The organism is Algoriphagus terrigena DSM 22685, from assembly GCF_000429445.1.
In the GTDB taxonomy this organism is placed as follows: Bacteria; Bacteroidota; Bacteroidia; order Cytophagales; family Cyclobacteriaceae; genus Algoriphagus; species Algoriphagus terrigena.
The window spans coordinates 39,280-57,899 of the sequence record NZ_AUBW01000005.1 but is presented as its reverse complement, the minus strand read 5'-3'; the positions used below and the strand labels follow the sequence as shown (position 1 = coordinate 57,899).

The window sequence follows — 18,620 nt, the reverse complement described above, 5'->3', positions numbered from 1 at the left end:
TTACAACTAATCTTAATACGATGAATGAATTTTTAGCTGCAGAAAGTTTATTGAACCGAGTTGGTTTGGTAGTTCAGAATTATGAAAAGAACCTTCGGGTTTCAGGTAACGGGTTCAGTTTTATCCATGCACTGGATTTAGAAAGCGATGAAGCTCGTTTTCACACTCGATTGATAGGTTATCTAATAAATCCTAAAGCTGGACATTTTCAAGGAGATAAATTTCTGAAACTATTCTTTGAAGCCATCGGAATCAAAGAAGACACTGATGGCTTCACTGTTGAGATAGAGAAGCATGTAGGCAAAAGAGATTGGGAAAATATTGAAGGGGGAAGAATCGACTTATTGATCTCAAATCCATACAAAAATATTGGTATTGCTATTGAATTAAAAATTTATGCTGTGGAGCAACAAAAGCAACTTCATCGCTATTACAACTACCTGAAAAACAACTTTAAATCAAGCGAATCAAAAGTGTGTTTTTTGACTCTTGTGGGAGATGAGAGTCAGTATTATGTTGATTTTAAAGTGTATGAGAAAGTTTCCTTCAGGGAACATATCCATAAATGGATCGAGACGTGTCGGTTAGCTTCAATCGATCAACCCATTATCCGGGAAACATTAACGCAGTACATCGCCAATATCAAAAGACTTACTAACCAAAACCCAGACGATCAGATGAGTGACGAAATAATAAAACAAATTACAAGAAATTCAGAGTCCTTTAAGGCATTTAATTCTTTAAAATCAACTGAATACAAGCTTTACCAGCAGTTTGGAGAAGAACTTGTAAAATCGTTAAAAGGTATTTCCGACTTTGAAGATCACTTTGATATTGATTTTAGTGGAAAAAATATCCCAAAGTCGGATGCTGAAATATCATTCTGGATAAAGGGAAGTCGTACAGAAAGAATTCGATTGTACTGGTTAAGCAGCGGTACTGTTGCCATAGGTATGCACGTGGATTTAAATATATCCCCTTTAGTGGTGCCTATAGAAGTTAGAAATAGATTTTATGAAACGTTGGTAGGCAATTTAAGTGTTGGAAAATATCTTCAAGTCGGAGAGGCTTACCACAATTGGTTTTGGATTTCTGAAGTAAAACTGCTTAAAAATGAACCACAGCTTTCGTTTGAATCATGGGAGAAATTTCGGAGTAAGGAATTTGCAGAAGAAGTGGCTGGATGGGTAAAGGCTATCGCTAATGCTTATAAAGAGGTCCAAAAAGAAATGGCCCGACCTTTCCGGAAATAAGATCTCAAAGTATGGTTAGAATATTTGTTTTTACCTGGGAAATTAGATGCTGTTGGGTAGTGTACCTACTTGAATCAACGAATTTGAGATATTGTAATGCAAGATTCGAACCTTACCAAGTGGGTTTAGAATCCCCTTGATATTTATTTTAGATCCTCCCTTTAGGTTTTCAAAATGGATTTCCCATTCCATTCTTAAGCTGCATCCATCCGTTTCGCCCACTCCTTTTCGTGGTTTATGAAATTTTGTCCAAACGGCAAAAGAAAAGTGTATTTATTTAATGATACTTTTATATAAAAATGTTTTTTAATAATCAATTCAACTGGCTTGGATCAGTGGGCCTGTCCTGTTTTGAAGCTAGATAGAGGTTTAGAATTTTTTCCATCTCCTCTCTTGGTTTTGTGAGTCGAGTGTATTTTGATGAGCCGTCCAAGCTGAAAATCCTGTCGTTTAGATCTAGGTTGATTTCGGCGAGGCTCTTGTAGTAATCAGTATGTTGATGAAACTCTATGATAAACAAGAGCTGGTTGATATGAGCAGTTGCGCTCCGATCAGCATCTGTGGGCAGGAAGTTGATTTCATCCAAAAGCCAGTTGACTTGCGCTTGAGTTGCATCGATACCATCCACTGTTAGCTGGAGTTGGAACTCTTCGGCAATAACTTCCCGAATGTTCGGCAAGTCTTTCGCGGAGAGGTTTTCCAAAATCAAGGAATAGTGAGATTTTGGATTGTAAAGCAGCCAGTTTTTCCTCCGATTGGTAAAAAAGACCGTAGCGTTCCATTTTCCCAAGATTCCTATGTTTTCAGCCGAACCAGTATTAGTGATGTACTTTTTGATCAGTTTTTCCAGCTTTTTGCTGACATAGATGGCTGTTGACATGGCAAAAAGGTCTAAGTTGTAAAGATGTGAAATTTTGGAAGGTTATCGGTTTTTTTGGGCTTTCCTTCGGCCAGGCTATCCGCTGTCAATCTTTCTTTTTTTGGGTAAGAAGGGATTTCCGCTTCTATCCTTAAGCCTTTTTCCCCCGTTTCGCCCACTCCTTTCGTTCCGATTCATTCGCGCCATTTTTCAAATGACAGCTCTTTTCTCTCCACTCCAGGAAAGGGCTTTCACTCCCCACGGCTACCGCTTCACTCCACTTACCCTTCTCCAGAGTCCCGGCAAGCCTGGGACTCGGGAAGGCCGTTTCGTGAAGCCGTAGCCTGAGCCTCCTTTTTGGGGGGCAAGCCTTTTTCCGACTTTTCTTCCGAGCACATCGAGATTTTTGTCCGTTTCGGTCGGTGAGCGCTCCGTTCCATTTTTTCCTTCTAAATCCCCCGGTCTCAAGTGTATGAAACGACGATGCAAAGGTTGAGTGTGAACCTGCATTAGTCAAAAGTACGCTTCGCCCTGAGCTAAAAAACAGGGTCTCCTTCGGACTGCCTCCCAGTTTTTTATCCCAGGCTTTTGCCCTTTGCAGAACCACACCCTATGGGTTGCATGTCGGTCAGAACCTCAATACCAGTGGATAAAAAAAAAATGTCACTTCATGCCCACATATCGCCCTTCACTTCCAAAAAATTACCCCTTGTACTCGGGAAAAATCTTGGATTTAGTGTCGGGTCGATCTTCCTAATATCCTTGGATATAGCTGGGCTTTATGTGGCTGATAGACAACTAAATAATCTCTTTATCAATCCTTTTCCGTCACACTTTAAAACTCTACATCTATGAAAGCTTGGGAAAATTTCAACCAATTAGCGGAAACTGTTACCAATGAAATCATCGAAGGTATCCAAAATGAAAACCTTACTTGGGAACAAGTCTGGAATCCTAAAAATGCACCTAAGAATTATGCCTCAAATCGCCCGTACTTGGGTTTTAATGCACTCTGGCTTGCTTGGGTGACGATATCCAAGAAATTCAGCCATCCCTACTTCCTGACCTTCAAACAAGCAAAGCAGCTTAGAGGAAACGTCAAAAAAGGCGAAAAAGGGTCAAAAGTCGTGTTCTGGAAGATCTCAAAATTTGTCAAAGGGCAAAGCACAAACGAAGCTGGAGAAGACGAGGATCTCTATGGAAGGAAGTTTACTCCATTTATCTGGACGGTTTTTAATATCGACCAAATTGAAGGTATCGATTTTCCCATTGAAGGTGCCGGGGAAAGGGTTTTTTCCCCAATCGAAACTTGCGAATCCATCATTTCAGGTTACACCACCTGTCCGAATATTGTTCATGAAGGTGACGATGCATTTTACAGCCCTTCCAGAGATTTTATCAATATGCCGAATATGGAATCCTTCAAAGGAGACGAGCAATATTATTCAGTCCTATTCCATGAAATGATCCACTCTACTGGCCACTCCAGCAGATTAGGAAGATTTGCAGAAAGACCGGCTTTGGTTGGTTTTGGTTCTGTGGAATATTCAAAAGAGGAATTGATCGCCGAAATGGGAGCCAGTTTTTTGAATGCTCTTGCCGGAATCAAGGATGCAAATTTCAAAAACTCCTTGGCCTATCTGAAAGGATGGTTTAAGCCACTGCAGGAAGATCCAAAAATGCTGATCTATGCTGCTCAAAAGGCTCACCAAGCAGCCAATTACATCCTTGGAATTGACCAAGAAGGGGAGGAGTAATCCCCTATTTCTTCTGGGATTGTTGTATTTTTTTTCTTAACTCATATTTAGTTCTAACCGTTTGAGTTAACATGTTGAATTCTCTTCTGATCGTTGCCCTATTTCTGGGAACTGGATTTATTCTTTCACTGGTCCAAGACGCACACTTGAAAAAGCCATTCCTTTCCAGAATGGGGTTTCGGTTGGTCAGTGTTGCATCATTCTGCTTTTTCCTTTTGGGATCTTTTGCGTCACTGAAATTCCTTTTTGGCTTTTAGAGTTTATCCAGAATTTCTCGAATCAGTCGCTCTTTGTCCGGTTCTTTTTTTCTTTTTGATCGCAAGCTGATGATATAAATGATCCATATCCCCCAGGCGACAGCAAAAAGTAGGAATGGATTTTCCGCTCCCAGCGCCCCGATCATCGCAATGAAGCTGATGAAAAGGGTTCCTAAAAATTTAATTGTATTCCACATAGTCAAGCATTCAAGATTTCATTATAAGAATTTACGATCCTAATTCAAAGTTGTTGCATTTAAAAATGTAAATGTATATTTATATAAAAGCACAAAGATGTTTTGATTTTTTTATTGAAACAGAGGTCTAATTATTTAATAATCAGGATTCTTTTCGGAGTCTTAAAATGGTGGGATTTAGTTTCAATTGAATTAGCAAGGCTGACTGAACCAGTGTTTTATTGAGACATTATTCACATTCGTCCTTTTATCATTCATTTAGTGAGATAAAAAACTGATTTACTTTTACATTAAAATGTTTTTCAAACATATCGTTAACTTAGGATTTAGAATGTGACTAGCCACATTTGGAACCCTTGTTAATTTGGAGTTTGTATCAAAAATATTTCACAAAATTGAACGTAAAATTTCTCAAAGCATTTAACGGGGACGCTATTCTAATCTCTTATAGAGATAAGGACGGTGTCCGTAGAAACATTCTAATTGACGGGGGGCCATCGCAAACCTACCTACGCAAAGGCAAAAAAGGCAAGCCAGAATACGGTGAACTTCATTTATTGGTTCAGGAGCTGCGATGTCATGATTTAAAAATCGACCTTTTGATATTGACTCACGTGGATGATGACCACATCGATGGAATCCTCTCCTGGATCCAAGACGATTCCCGTGCTCACGAAGTTATTGGTAAGGTCTGGTTCAACTCTGGCAAGATCATCGCGGCGCACTTGGCGATGGCGGAAAATCCAGAGCTTGAGATCTCGTTACACATCAAAGCGGATTATAAAACCAGTATTCCCCAGGGAGCAACCTTCAACAAATGGCTAGAGGAAAATAACCTGATCGATGGAATTGTAATTTTTGGAGGCAAGAGTATAGAATTAGGTGAGCTCAAATTTGAGTTTCTCTCACCTGACATAGATAAAATGACCAAATTGTTAACACTCTGGAAGAAAGAAGATCCCAATTACAATACCTCAGCCAAATATGCAGGCTACTCAGAAACTCTAAAAGAATGCCTTGCAAAAGACACTTTTGAAGAAGATGACCGTGTCGCCAATGGGAGCTCCATCGCATTTATTCTGACGTACAAAAATCAGGACAAATATCTCTTTTTAGGGGACAGTCATCCAGGAGTTGTGCTCAAACAGTTGAATGAACTGGGATACAACAAAAGTAATCCCCTACCGGTAAAATTTGTCAAGATCTCACATCACGGAAGTAAAGCGAACACGAGTTCAGAACTCCTCAGAGCAATTGCTACCGATAGGTACGTGATCAGTGCCCATGGCCTTAGCCACGGTCATCCGGACAAAGTGCTTTTGGCGAGGATCATCGAGAATAACCCGGAATCCAGGATATATTTCAATTATCCTGAGCTGACCGGTCTAATTTTTAATCCACAGGACAGGATAGATTATAATAAATTCCAGTTTTTTGACGCAAACGACATCAATATATATGAGTGATCAGCTTAGACCATATGTGGTGATCGTCAATAACGGCAGTGGGTGCATCTTTCAGCCAATGGATATCGGCTATAGCTATATCCTTACCGCAAAGCACAATCTGTTAGATGAGGGCGATCAGCTGAACATGCTCACCCGGTTTGAACAAAACGGTGCGAGCTGGACAGCAAGAGAAATACCTTTCCAGCCTCTGGCGCTCGGTCAAAACTATTTTCCTCATCCCCAGCTGGATATCGCCATCATCACCGTACCTCGCATTCAAGGAGTCAGCTCAATTTACCGTAGCGACGAACTTAATGAGCAAATGAACGCAGGTTATGCTTTATTAGGATACCCCGCCACCAGAAGACAAGCGAATTTAGCCAACAAAAGTCTTTGGTTCCGTTCAGATGCAATTACGCAGATCATGGGCCACAATGACAACGCCAGAGAATTTACCTTAGCAGGGAACGCCAATCAGGAGGAAGTGACTGGACAGTCCGGTGGTCCCGTACTTATTCTTCACCAAAATAACGTAATGATTGCAGGCATTGAAACCAATATGGCCAGGGCATTTGGAGAAAACATGGGCAGAGCAGAATTTTTCCCCCTAACATCCTTCGATGAAATCATTGATCAAAATCCTGATACACTTTGCCAGCTGTTACCAGCACACCTAAGCTGTTTCTCCTTCCTGATGGACGAGGCTTTCGATCTGGATGCCGGGTTTTCGCAAGACAATATCGCGGGCATAAAAGCTTTTCTGCTAGATAAGGCGAGATCAGTTACCCAAAGCGGGGCAGCGCCACACATAATCAAAAAACAATTTGCAAAAAGGCTGCTGATAGCAGAGCAAAAAGAAGAAATCCTTCAGGGCAAGGAAATCTGGAAAATCTGGCTGGAATTCATAACAGTCATGCAAATCATTCAAGACAGGATAATAGCGGAGAAGGATCTGGAAGACTTGTTCAATACCGTCCGCCTGTTACACTCCGATTCGGATAAAGACTGGAGCAGCGAACTCTCCAATATCGCCTATTCCGACTATCTGGGGCTCGCAGATGAGGGAACGGTAGTAATTTCTACCCGTAAACCGCCAGCAAGAGATGATCAGTATATTATTGATGGTAACATTCCCCTGATCGCCAGCGCTAGAAAAACAAGAGAAAGACACAAACTAAAGATTAACGATGGAAAGATCTTTCCCTTCGATCACTACAAGTTCGTACACATGGATTATTTCAAAGGAAAATCCATCAGTAGAAAACATGACGAGTACAGTGCGCTGGAAACCGACCAGGAATACCTAGATAAATTAAAACTAGAATATGGAGCAGTATTTAATCCTTAGAAATAAAGCGATAGAGATATTAAAAGACCTTTTCCCAGGGGCAACAGTTGAATTCCACCGGATTGAATATGGTGGATGGGTAACAACGGTATTCGTCCGGTTTGAATCGGACGAACTGATCCAGTTGCTATGGGAAGAAATTTCCAATGCTGTCGCATTATATTACCAGACCAAAATCGAAACTGATTTTGAGCGCTGGAACCTTTATCTTTTTTACCTGAGCAAGCAAAAGATGGAGAAAGGATTAAAATACCGGATAGAAAATGATCCGATCTCCAGCAGGAAGATCGTGATAGAAGAATTTAATGGAGCGCTTGATCGCGGAAAAATGGAGGAAATTATTTCTAACCATATCACTAATTCCAGCCTCACCATCAATACCCCGCAGCCGGCGCCGAGTCCATTTGTACAGGATCAGGCAATCACTGCAGTGCTTAACAAGATTCTCGCTGACGGTGATGATAAAAAGAAAAAAGCGATTGATTATGATGACCTGCTAAAAAAAATAGAAAGGAGCTTTAAGGATGAAATTTAAAAAAGTCGAGATACAGGCCTTCCGTGCTTATGATAAAGCCGAAGACGGAACATTTGATTTTCAGCTGAATAACCAGCGCAATGCGGACTTCATTTCCATCTATGCTCCAAACGGATTCGGTAAGACCTCTTTTTACGACGCGGTAGAATGGGGATATACCAGCAATATCCACCGTTTCCTGAGAAAGCAGAAATTCAACCAAGAAAGCAGCAAGTCTCAAAAGAACATTAACAGCGAGGAAGGTAGCCCTGAGCACAAAAGCAAGTACCAGATTCTGCGCAACCACAATGCCGACGATGCCACCCAAGGATATGTAAAGCTCTTTACCACAAATTCTGATAAACCAACCGTCCGCAACATCCCCATACCCCGGAGTGGTATGGTCGATTATAAGTTCGACAGCAAGGAAACAGAAAACGATTTTTTCCAGAAAGTTATCCTTTCCCAGGAATGGATTGATGCATTTTTAAAAGAAGATGATGCAGCAGAACGTTACAAAACCTTTATTAGCTATTTTGGCAACCAGCAACTCGATAAGTACTATACTTCGATAGTCAGCCTGATCAAAACCACAGATGCGAAGATAAAGCAGTTAACCACAGATCTTAAAGGTGTCCAAAAAGAAATCCAGTTCAACGGCGACCATGAAATCCTGAAAAAGGTCAACGATAAAATCACCGGCCTTAGAAGCATTTATAGTGAGCTAACGCTGATCGATTCTGACTTTAGCGATAAAGATTTTGTGCACTATGATAGCCAGTTGATCGAATTACAGCATGCCCTAGTCTTCCAGCTCAACAAAAATAACGGCGTCCTGAATGTGATAAAACTTGCTTTTCAAGGTAACGAAGAGGTATTAGGCCTGAACCAATACGAGGCCCAGCAGGCAAGAATGCCCGAAGTGCGAAAACTATACGAAACCTACAAATCCCGACTGAATAGTTTCGACGACTTGAGCAAATTGAATGACGAGCTGAACGTCCTGCTTGATCAGGTCGCAGAAATCCAGAAGAGCCAGGCAGAAGTAAAGGAAATCCAGCGCATTTTTCCTGGATACGTCCAGACCCAAAAAGAAATTGATGCAGAAAAAACCAATGCCCGAAATGCAGCGGATCAACGTGATAAGGCTGAGGCTTCGCTTGCTGAAGCGAATAATGCAATCCTAAAGGCTGCAGAAGCGGAAAACAATAAACTGAACCAGATTTCCGCGACTCTGAACCGAAAAAAAGATGCCCAGTCTATCGAGCAAAAAGTAAAACAGGATCAGTCAGAGGAAACTAAGCTGTTCAACCAAAAAAGCGATGAGCAGGACAAGTTAACGGAGATCGGTCAAAAAATCGTTACCACGCAGCAACACATTAAACGTGTCGAGGATAATTTAACCGGCCTTTCCATCGGAAAATACCCAAATACCGCGGATCAACAATACGCCAGTTTTGTAGAACGTATTGAAAAAGCCGAACAAGAGCAGAAACGAAACGATCAAATCCGCGCACAACTCATCAACCTGGACACGCAGATCCAAAGCAGGGAAGAATTCAACAGTGAAATTGAAAGACTGGTAGCCTTGGGATCACAGATCGTTAACAGAACCCAGACCAGCGAATGCCCGTTGTGCAACCATGATTTCAAAACTTATTCTGATCTAGCCAGCAACATTGCCGGAAATACACTGCTAGCTAAAGACCTCCAGATAATGCTGGAACAGCGTACCATTCTTCAGCAGCAGCAAAACCAGACGCTCGAAACGATCAATCAGCTGCGTCAAGAAATGGAAGCTGATTTCAGGAATGAATTGGACGGCTTTGACGATAAACTGAAAAAACAGCTTGCCGAAGAGTCTTCGATGAAAAGAGACTTGGAAACTATCGATAGAGCTCTTGCGGAGATCAACCAGACCAAGCTTGATTTTAAAGGACTTTTAAACAATAACACATACGCAGAGTACCTGTCCGAATTAGATCGCCAAATCGGACAACAGGAAAAAGAACTGACAACAGCCAAGGAAAATACGATTGAGGCTAAAGCCAAGGCAGACCTGGCCAGAGAAAAATTCGAAACCACAAAAAAACAGATCGAGCTCTTTGTAAGCCGCCAGGAAGAATTGGCCGAGCGGCAGGACTATCTCCGTGTACTGGAATATTCCCTAAAAAACCTAGAGCTAGGAACTCCAGACCCGGAAGAGTTAGAAGCCTTTTCAACAAAACTCGACCATGCAAAAGATGATCTGGAAAAACAGCGAGCAGAAAAAGCTCTAATGGTAGCAGAAACCTCTGCACCCATCATTGGCATGAACCGGGAAGACGTGGACGCACAGGTGCGACAGGCAAGAAAATCTTTAAACCAGGCTGAAGAAGCCATCAGTTCCTTCGAATCCTTCCTAATTAGGGAATTCAGTTACTTTCCAGATGAACCAAATACTGCAAAAGATTTTCTTCTGGAATTCGACAGACGCCTGAAAAGCGATATCGAAAAAGACCAAAGGACACAGCTAGATCTCCAGGTGCTAAAAGAGCAGCTCAAAGCAGTATTGCCATATTTGAAATATCAGATGTCCGTACGGGAAGAGCGGGATCTCAGGGAACAGCTCGGATTTCTGAAAGATACCGTCAGAAAACGGCTAAACACCGAAAAGAATAAAGTAGCAGCACACCTGGACAAAGAGATCAGTTCATTCTTCTACCAGGACCTGATCAACGACCTGTACGAAAAGATCGATCCGCATCCAACTTACCGCAAAATCCGCTTCCTGTGTGATTTTAAGGACGATAAGCCCAAGCTCAATGTTTGCGTAGTTGGAGGTACCGGAGAAGAAATGCTCATCCCGAACCTCTATTTCAGTACCGCCCAGTTGAATATTCTCAGCCTGAGCATATTTTTAGCCAAAGCGCTAAACGTAACCGATAAGAGTGGCAAGTACGTGGACTGTATTTTTATCGACGATCCGATCCAGAGCATGGACAGTATTAATATTTTATCTACTATCGATTTGCTCCGAAGCCTGGTCTACAATAATAAGAAACAAATTATTCTGTCAACACACGATGATAATTTCCATAATTTGTTACAGAAAAAAATACCGACAAATCTCTTTGATTCCAAATTCATAGAACTAGAGACTTTTGGTAAGGTGAAGCGGGAAGAATTAAATTAGGATAATGTCCGACCCGTTCCAAGGCCAGGGGAAATTAAACTGTCCAGAAGGTAGTGTCCCGAAAAGTGTGTAAGGGAAGGGTAAGTAGATTCTAGCTTTATTTCTCATTTTGACTTTCGTCAAACCTCGCAAAAAACCATTCCTCAGTCTTCCCAATTTTTGAAATGTTTTTCCTTAAAGCTGTCAAAAGCTGCTCGTGCTCTTTTAAGTTGAGCTGTACTTGTTTCGAAATCATGGAGTAATTTCCATCCTTGAATAGTTATTGTGCTCAAATACCTTTTAATATGCAGAAATTTCAAAGGTTCGTTTTCCAATTATGACTCTTCAATTTTCGAGAATCAATCTGTCGAGATGAAGAGTATTTCTACTTGGGACGATTCTCTCCATTAAATAGAAATATCAAAACGATCAGTCATTTAAAATCACCCTGATTGCCTTCTCTAGTAATTCATCTCTGCCTCCTCTGATACCTTCAATAGTCGGTGTAACTAGAATATCAGGTACAATCCCGACCCTCTGAGTTTCGCTTCCATCGGGATAATAAACTCCAACCCCTGACATACCGGTCTGGAGTCCGCCTGGAAGAATAATAGTTGACACATCCCCATCTGCTCCGGCTGTGGTACTTCCTATCACTGTAGTATTGTTTCCTGCCCGCAAAGACATGGCGATGAACTCACCAAGACTTTGGGTTACCTCATTAACCAACACGACTAGCTTCCCTTTGTAAAACTCTCCATTGTTTTTTAATTCCATACTGTTTGAAAGATAGAAAGTGCCGGGATTCCCCACCATTCCTACACTAAACTGCACAAAGGGAGTTGGAGAGGAGACAAAGTATTCCCCGAGTTTATAGGCTACATTGAGTGCGGGGTAGTTTCGAAGGTCGATAATAATCCCCGTATTGTTTTTGAATTGCGATTTAATAGGAGCAATATCCTCATCTTTAATCGTCTCAAGGGTAATATATCCTATAGAATCATTTATCATTTTGTAGGATCTTTCAACTTTTCTTTGTGAAACTTCAAGACTGTCGATCGGATATAAATCAATAGTTTTAGTTTGCTCTATTGAGTCCTGCGATATATATTTAATGGAGAGCTCCCTAGAGTTTGAACGTAGGATGTCTGATGAAATATTCCTAAGTTTTGTTGGGTGGTTGGACGCTGGAAAATACTTTGATTTCTTTTCAATAATATCTTCAATACTTTCACCATTTATCTCAGTAATAATATCTCCAACCTTTAACCCTACTTTTTCCATTAGACTTGGACTATGATATTCCGTTACCAATAGTTTGCCTTCTACAAAATTCACTTTTACAGGCGGAAAATTCAAACCTTTCCATGCACGTATTTGATCGGCAGCTCCGCCCAAATATGCATGGGAGTCCTGGATATGTTCCACTATTTCAAGAAAAGCCAATTCGTATTCTAGTTCATTCTTTGCATCAACGATAACAGGAATGAACTTTTTCAAGGCTAGCCCCCAATCATAGTCCATTAAATATTTAGATGGAAAAAAATAGTTGACCATATTCCAATACCTGAAAAGGGCCAACAATCTAAAGCCATCATCTGGATAAGCCATTTGAGTGTGACCATTTTCATTGGTAAAAACTGGGCTACCGTTATTGGGATTTATCCTCACGTAGAAATTACCTTCTTGTGCGCGACTGTCATATACAGTCAACAACGCATTTCTCAGATCTTCTGACTGTTCCTCAATCCATGTTAAATCTGTTGAAACATATACATTCTCAACCGAAATTTCACATGTCTCACATTTTTCCAATTGCCCTAAAGAACCGATCCAGGCAACCAAAAGATCCGTCCTATCATTCCTAGTAAAAGCTTGCATATACTTTGGCAGGAATCTAAATAATTCATAATCCCAATTATAATTGCCCAAAGCGATCTCAGGATGATGATATTTCAAAAATCCCCAAACTCTTCCAAGAAGCTCTAAATCCGAAACATATTCTGCAGACAATTCTCCAAGCTCAATAGTTGATCCGTGATCAAATTCATTATCGCTTATAGCATTAGGCAATTCAATTGCTTGGATATCTTCACCGTCAATAGTTACTACAAAATCATCAAACCAAGCTTCACCTGTTCCAATAAGCATCCCGGCAACAAATATTTGCTCAGCCTGTTCTGGGTAATTAAGCGTAATCCTATACTTTTCCCAATCTTTTGTTCCCGTCACCTTTTGCTTTTCCATATTTTCAAAAGCTAAAACACTTCCGTTCCCGTCAATTCGCATCAATAAGCCTGCATAACCATTTTGTACCTGATTGACCTTAATTAATCCTTCTAGTGTAATGGATCTACCCGAATAGTAGGCAGGAATTTTATAAGCGATTCCACCAAAAGAATTGACTTTATCCCCAGAAGCTATTTTTCCTGCCTTTTCTCCAGTATAATTTGAAGAATCTGTGCTCAAATAATATTCTCCCCACTGGAACCAGCCAGTTGAAAGAGCATCCCCTTCCTCTTGATTCTCAAATCCAAGATTGAATTTGTCCGCTTTTTGAGCATGACAATTGAGAGATATAGATAGAATTAGTAATACAAAAATATTTTTCATGATGGAATAGTTTAAAATATAGGCAACGAAGCGAATCGATGAGAAATCAATAGAGTAGTCATAAAACAAAGCCAAGCGAAAATCAAAAAGGATACGATAATTTTATTGCTGGTTTTCATGATCGTTGGATTGAATGGTTTGGATGAGGATTTTTAGATCCTCAGAATTAAGTTTTAGCACTTCTATCCGATGTAGAATAGAAGGTAATTCGTCCTTTAAAAATGTCTGTTTTTGCTTTTTGAGTAGATTTCGTTTCGCATCTACAGCTACGAAAAAACCTATTCCGCGCTTGTTTTCGATAATCCCTTCCTCTTCCATAAAACTATAGCTTCGCATCACCGTATTTCGGTTTACTTCCATATCCATCGCCAGTTCTCGTACCGAAGGAATCTTCTCGCCTGCTACAATTTTTCCTTGTAGAATCTGGTCGGCTATCCAATCTCGGATCTGGAGAAATATGTTTTTTGATTCGCTAAACTCCATCTTAAACCTCGCGTTCTTTAAGTTTCAGATAGGTTAATAGAAATGTTAGGAAAAAGCCCAGCCAGACCAAGATCGTTAAAATAAATACTAGTAAGGGTACACCATCCATAATCTCAGGATAATCAAATCGGATAGCGTAATTACCCTCTGCACCAAATGCGCTTGCATTCACAAGCCAACTCAGGCCAAAATAACTTCCTAAAAACAATGCTAGGATTATTGAGACAGCAGCTGGCATCACAATAAAATTCCACTTGCCAAACAGTATGCCTCCCAAGAACATAAGCGTGGGAATTAAAGCAATTGAACCAAAAATGGCCCAATACACCAACTCCATATTTGATTTTGGAATCCAGTATAAATACAAAATCTCTGCTTTTTCGATCTCAGGAAGCAAAGTCTTATTCAATAGCGAATGCTGGATGAAATAATATGCATCTACGGATAAATTTGCTCCCAGCCAAAAGAGAATGGGGTAAAGAATTAGAGGCAGAACCAACCGGAAACAAACTTGAACAAGGTATTTTTCAATAGCACTTGCGGGCAAAGTGAGGTAGCGAATGGAAGTGTTTTTCTCTCTGAGATCAATGAAACTATGACTAATTCCAAATACTGACAGAAAAATGAATCCCCCAAAAAAGATTTGATTGTAATCCGTGGAACTCCAAATGAATCCTTTGATATTATTAAACCAAATGGTCAGAAAGACACCCACTATGAATATGAAAACGCCAAGTATGCCTTGTTGATAAAATTTCCTGTCAATTGCCCATTCATAGTGAGCAAGATTTTTCAAACGGTGCAGTTTTATTGAATTCGTATTCATTGAGCGTAGCTGTTTTGAGATTGGAAAATCGAATATTCACCCAAACTTCGGTTCAGAACGGCGTTGAAAAGCAGTTCGAGATTTATAGGAGTTTGTTTCTCTTGATCTTTTCTATCCCGGATGAACTGGTACCCAGTCAGGTGCTTTTCAGAATACAAAGCCCCTTCCTCCATCCCTGATGAATTGCCAAAATAAAATCTGTCAGAGAGTTCCATCAGATCGGCATCCAGCGCTAATTTTCCTTCTTTTAGAATTGCAACTCTATCAATTAGTTTTTCCACATCTGCCACGAGATGGGTAGAAATAATCATCGTTTGATCCTCTGTTAGATTGCCAACAACTACCTTCCGGAACACGCTTTTTGAAGGAATGTCCAAGCCGTTAGTCGGCTCATCGAACAGTAAAAGCTTGCAGTTGGTACTCAGAGCAAATGAAAGAAATACTTTTTTCCGTTGCCCTAGAGACAGTGCTCCCAGCTTGCTTGACCTATCTATCCCAAAATCAATTAGAATTTTATCAAATTGACTGAAGCTAAAAAGAGGATAGAAAGAAGCCATTGTCTCTACATAGGACTTTACTCTCATCGAAGCAGGATATTTCATTTCATCAGAAAGCAAATAAACCTGTTCTAAAAAATCCGGCTCTCTTTCTTTGGGATAGTGATCGCCAATTTTCACCCTGCCACCTTTTGGAAACAACAATCCGATAAGTAACCTCAATAATGTGGATTTACCAGCTCCATTTTTTCCAAAGAGCCCCACAATGGATCCAGCTGCACAATTCCAATCCAACCCATTGAAAAGCACGTTGTTTTTGGAGTAAGAAAAGTGTAGATCATCAACTGAAATAAACATAGTGTTTTGCTGTCATAGTGTATTATGACACTAATCTAAAAACAAATTTCAAAAATCAAAAAAATCAGTTCCGAAATTCAAGCAAGGTCTGCAGCGCTAGGAATTTATGGCGGGATTGGATCTACTGCATTTGATTGGACAGAGAGTCAAGCCCCCTTAGCTTCCCATCCATGAAAAGAGAGAATGAAGATCCATTACTTCTCGGTTTCAGCAAGTTTCCTTTTTTTTATCTTTTTGTAGATCTTACGTTTTCGGTACGCTTCGTACACCTCGTACCGTACGGATTTTTCGAGGATTCAAAGTCGAAACCATTTAAATGAGTCTAATTTTCCAAAGCTGAGAATTGCGTTTCAGTGTTTCCTGTAAAGGATGTCCACTGGGTGAGATTTATCGACATTAGAGATCCAGAGAATGGGAAATTAACGCTAAAAGTTTTCAGACTGAAAACTTTTAGCCATCTTTGACCGTTTAATTAAACAGCTTGCTTTGAAAAACATTATTGCCATCAAAAATTTGACGGAGTTTTACCAGAAGCATCCAGATTCAAAATCGAGCATTGAAACCTGGATTGCTGTCACAAAACAATCTGTATGGCAAAAACCTTCGGATGTGGTTCGGGATTTTCCGGACGCAGATCCTGTTAAAAACAATCGGGTGGTGTTTAACATTGCACGGAATAAATATCGGTTAATCGTTCAAATCAGCTATTTGAGGCAGTGGGTCTTTATTAAATTCATCGGGACACACTCAGAATATGACAAGGTGGACGTAAGTACGGTTGGATAATTTTAAAATCGTAAATCAAAGTGAAATCATGAAGTGGGAAAAGACAATTACGACAGAAAAAGAGTATAAGGAAACCCTTGCCCGGCTTTCTAAAATCTTCGAAGCAGATCCCGACAGCGCCGAAGGGATGGAGGCAGAATTGCTGGTGACTTTAATTGAAAAGTACGAAAAGGAGCATTACCCTATTGCCTTGCCTGATCCCATCGAGGCCATAAAAGAAACAATGGACAGAAAAGGTTTTAAGGACAAACATCTCATCTCTGCAATTGGAAGTAAAACTACGGTCAGCCTCGTTTTAAATAGGAAAAGGGCGCTGACGATCGAAATGATCAGAAATCTCTCGCCTTTATTAAAGCTGCCGGTTGAAGTGCTTATCCAACCGTATGAGCTGGATGGAAAACAGGAAAAAGTAAGCTTATAAACCTACTATGAAAAGAATAGCCTCAGCTTTTATATTAATCATTACGTTATTTCAAGTCAATCCCGTCTTTGCTATCAACCCAGACAGAGAATACATCCGTACCCCAGATTCAGTCAAATGGAATTACCAGCAACTTGACATCCAAACCAGTGATGGTTTTCGTATCAATACTTGGATTTACCAGGCCAAGCCGGAAAATGACAAGGACACAGTATTGATTCTAGCTTATCCCGATGCGGGGAATATGTCCTATTTCGTTTACCATTCGATGATCTTAGCAAACTCTGGCTATACCGTAGTCACATTTGATTATCGAGGATTCGGAAAAAGCCAAGATTTTGAAATTCAGAAGGAACTCCTTTACTATAAAGAATTTGCTTTGGATCTTGAAGCTGTTGTAGAAACCATTTCAAAAGAGATCCCAAACAAGAAACTAGGAATCTGGGCAATGTCGATGGGAACAACCATAGCCTCAAGGGCATATCCCCAGATAAAGGATCATATTGATTTTATCATTGGAGAAGGCTTTGTTACAGATCCGGATGGAATTGTGGGCTACTATAGACAACAAGGTAAAGAGATTCTCCTTCCAGAAAACAGCAGTGAGTTTAAAAAATCTATTGAATCCATCGACTGTCCCCTATTGATTCTAACAGCATCGAATGATGATGTTACGACTCACAATTCAGCGTTGAAATTTCAGGAGAAACTTGGCACTAATTGCTCGATAATCCAATATGAAGGTGATCACCTAACCGGATTTCAGGTGGATTATGACAATAAGGGATTTGGTGGATGGTTTGTGGATCAGGTAGATAGATTTTTGGGAAAAGCAACGGCTTGTTAGCATAAAGGGAATCAAATCGGGAAACCTTGTTATGTAAAAGAGCCAATGAATGATTGTTAAACAGCAAAAGGAAAAAGGAGAGGTGCTTTACTCGTACGCCTCGTACGGCTCGTACCCCTCGCGCCGTACGAATTTTACGAAGTGGCAATGAGAGTAAGGACCATCCAATGGGTTCAATTCTAAAAACGCGAAAACATTCAAATAAGCAGAAACTTCAAAGGTTCATTTTCTAAAATTTGACCCTCACAGAATAGAGTCTTTTTCTGCTTTTCACATCAAAAAGAAAAAAGGTCATTCAAAAACCAAAAACACAAAATGGGTTATACGGCGATTAGGGGCACATTTGAAGAGGTTCAAAATGATACGATTCAAATAAATTTAAAATTGTAAAAGCAAAATGAACCTGTCCCCCGATTTGTCCCCATATATTCATAAATTCCTATAAATCAATACCATAAAATAGTCCTGTTCCCGCTACTAAACAATTAGTTGATCGTTTTACGGTCAACTTTTTGTGTTTTATAGGGTTTCTGATGCAGGTTGTGGATTCGCGTTAATTCCAATTGGTTTTGAATAGCTCAAACTTGTCCCATTTTTTGTCCCAGAATTTGTCCCAGTTTTTGATTCATTCTTCATTTTTTGAATCCATTTCAATTGAACTTGAATTCAACAGGAATTACCCGATTGGAAGAGAGGGGAGTCCAGCCGTTAGCTTTTATTTTGTGGCCGGCTAATTGGCGATGCTCAGTGAAACGGTAGCATTTGGCGAATTTTGAGAGGTTAGAGGACAAATTCCAAACCATTCAAATAGATTCGAATTTGCTGAAATTAAGATGCTGAATTTTTATAGAAAATATCGGTTAATCGTTATTGTAAGTCTAGGTTTTCTCTTTGACCGAATGGTAAGGATATATACAATCCATATCACCTGAGCTACAGCATAAATGAGGAAACGGGTTCTCCGCTCCAAGCGCACCGGTCATAGCAAGTTAATTAATGCTGG

14 protein-coding genes are annotated in these 18,620 nt (G+C 40.2%); 9 read left to right on the top strand and 5 right to left on the bottom strand.

The window, feature by feature from the left end:
- Positions 1-20: 20 nt before the first annotated feature.
- Positions 21-1,253: a PDDEXK-like family protein gene (locus tag G459_RS0104350; RefSeq protein ID WP_026966543.1), complete on the top strand. Its 1,233-nt coding sequence runs from the start codon at positions 21-23 to the stop codon at positions 1,251-1,253.
- 313 nt (positions 1,254-1,566) lie between these two features.
- Here the strand turns inward: G459_RS0104350 and G459_RS0104345 are convergent, their stop codons facing one another.
- Complete coding sequence (locus G459_RS0104345) at positions 1,567-2,133, bottom strand: DUF6933 domain-containing protein (protein ID WP_026966542.1); 567 nt, start codon at positions 2,131-2,133, stop codon at positions 1,567-1,569.
- A gap of 830 nt (positions 2,134-2,963) precedes the next feature.
- Here G459_RS0104345 and G459_RS26785 point away from each other — a divergent pair.
- From G459_RS26785 to G459_RS28800, 5 genes are all read left to right on the top strand, one after another.
- Positions 2,964-3,869 carry an ArdC family protein gene (locus G459_RS26785; RefSeq protein ID WP_051315064.1) on the top strand — a complete coding sequence of 302 codons (906 nt, stop codon included), beginning with the start codon at positions 2,964-2,966 and terminating at the stop codon, positions 3,867-3,869.
- 849 nt (positions 3,870-4,718) lie between these two features.
- Entirely contained in the window at positions 4,719-5,789 is a 1,071-nt protein-coding gene (locus G459_RS0104310) for a ComEC/Rec2 family competence protein (protein WP_026966537.1), read from the top strand.
- The gene (locus G459_RS0104305; RefSeq protein ID WP_026966536.1) at positions 5,782-7,119 is read left to right on the top strand and encodes an ABC-three component system protein; all 1,338 of its coding nucleotides are present in this window, start codon (positions 5,782-5,784) and stop codon (positions 7,117-7,119) included. The genes G459_RS0104310 and G459_RS0104305 overlap by 8 nt, the downstream gene beginning before the upstream one ends.
- Complete coding sequence (locus G459_RS0104300; RefSeq protein ID WP_026966535.1) at positions 7,097-7,654, top strand: ABC-three component system middle component 1; 558 nt, start codon at positions 7,097-7,099, stop codon at positions 7,652-7,654. Before G459_RS0104305 ends, G459_RS0104300 begins: the two co-directional genes overlap by 23 nt.
- Positions 7,644-10,808, top strand: coding sequence for an AAA family ATPase (locus G459_RS28800; RefSeq protein ID WP_051315062.1), 3,165 nt, complete (start codon positions 7,644-7,646; stop codon positions 10,806-10,808). Before G459_RS0104300 ends, G459_RS28800 begins: the two co-directional genes overlap by 11 nt.
- Positions 10,809-11,216: 408 nt before the next feature.
- On the opposite strand, the gene G459_RS0104285 is transcribed toward G459_RS28800, so the two are convergent.
- The 4 genes from G459_RS0104285 to G459_RS26775 all read right to left on the bottom strand — a co-directional run bounded on the left by G459_RS0104285 (position 11,217) and on the right by G459_RS26775 (position 15,563).
- Positions 11,217-13,400 (bottom strand): S41 family peptidase, encoded by a 2,184-nt coding sequence (locus tag G459_RS0104285; protein ID WP_026966534.1) that lies wholly within the window; start codon positions 13,398-13,400, stop codon positions 11,217-11,219.
- A gap of 102 nt (positions 13,401-13,502) precedes the next feature.
- Entirely contained in the window at positions 13,503-13,883 is a 381-nt protein-coding gene (locus tag G459_RS0104280; RefSeq protein WP_026966533.1) for a GntR family transcriptional regulator, read from the bottom strand.
- Between the two features lies 1 nt (position 13,884).
- Positions 13,885-14,709: a hypothetical protein gene (locus tag G459_RS0104275; RefSeq protein ID WP_026966532.1), complete on the bottom strand. Its 825-nt coding sequence runs from the start codon at positions 14,707-14,709 to the stop codon at positions 13,885-13,887.
- Complete coding sequence (locus G459_RS26775; RefSeq protein WP_051315061.1) at positions 14,706-15,563, bottom strand: ATP-binding cassette domain-containing protein; 858 nt, start codon at positions 15,561-15,563, stop codon at positions 14,706-14,708. The genes G459_RS0104275 and G459_RS26775 overlap by 4 nt, the downstream gene beginning before the upstream one ends.
- A gap of 486 nt (positions 15,564-16,049) precedes the next feature.
- Here G459_RS26775 and G459_RS0104265 point away from each other — a divergent pair, with 486 nt between their 5' ends.
- The 3 genes from G459_RS0104265 to G459_RS0104255 are packed head-to-tail and all read left to right on the top strand — an operon-like array spanning position 16,050 to position 17,617.
- Entirely contained in the window at positions 16,050-16,349 is a 300-nt protein-coding gene (locus G459_RS0104265) for a type II toxin-antitoxin system HigB family toxin (protein ID WP_026966531.1), read from the top strand.
- Positions 16,350-16,377: 28 nt separating this feature from the next.
- Positions 16,378-16,770, top strand: coding sequence for a helix-turn-helix domain-containing protein (locus tag G459_RS0104260; RefSeq protein ID WP_026966530.1), 393 nt, complete (start codon positions 16,378-16,380; stop codon positions 16,768-16,770).
- Positions 16,771-16,777: 7 nt separating this feature from the next.
- On the top strand, positions 16,778-17,617 hold the full coding sequence (locus tag G459_RS0104255; protein WP_035455176.1) for an alpha/beta hydrolase: 840 nt from the start codon (positions 16,778-16,780) through the stop codon (positions 17,615-17,617).
- The last annotated feature ends 1,003 nt before the right edge of the window (positions 17,618-18,620 follow it).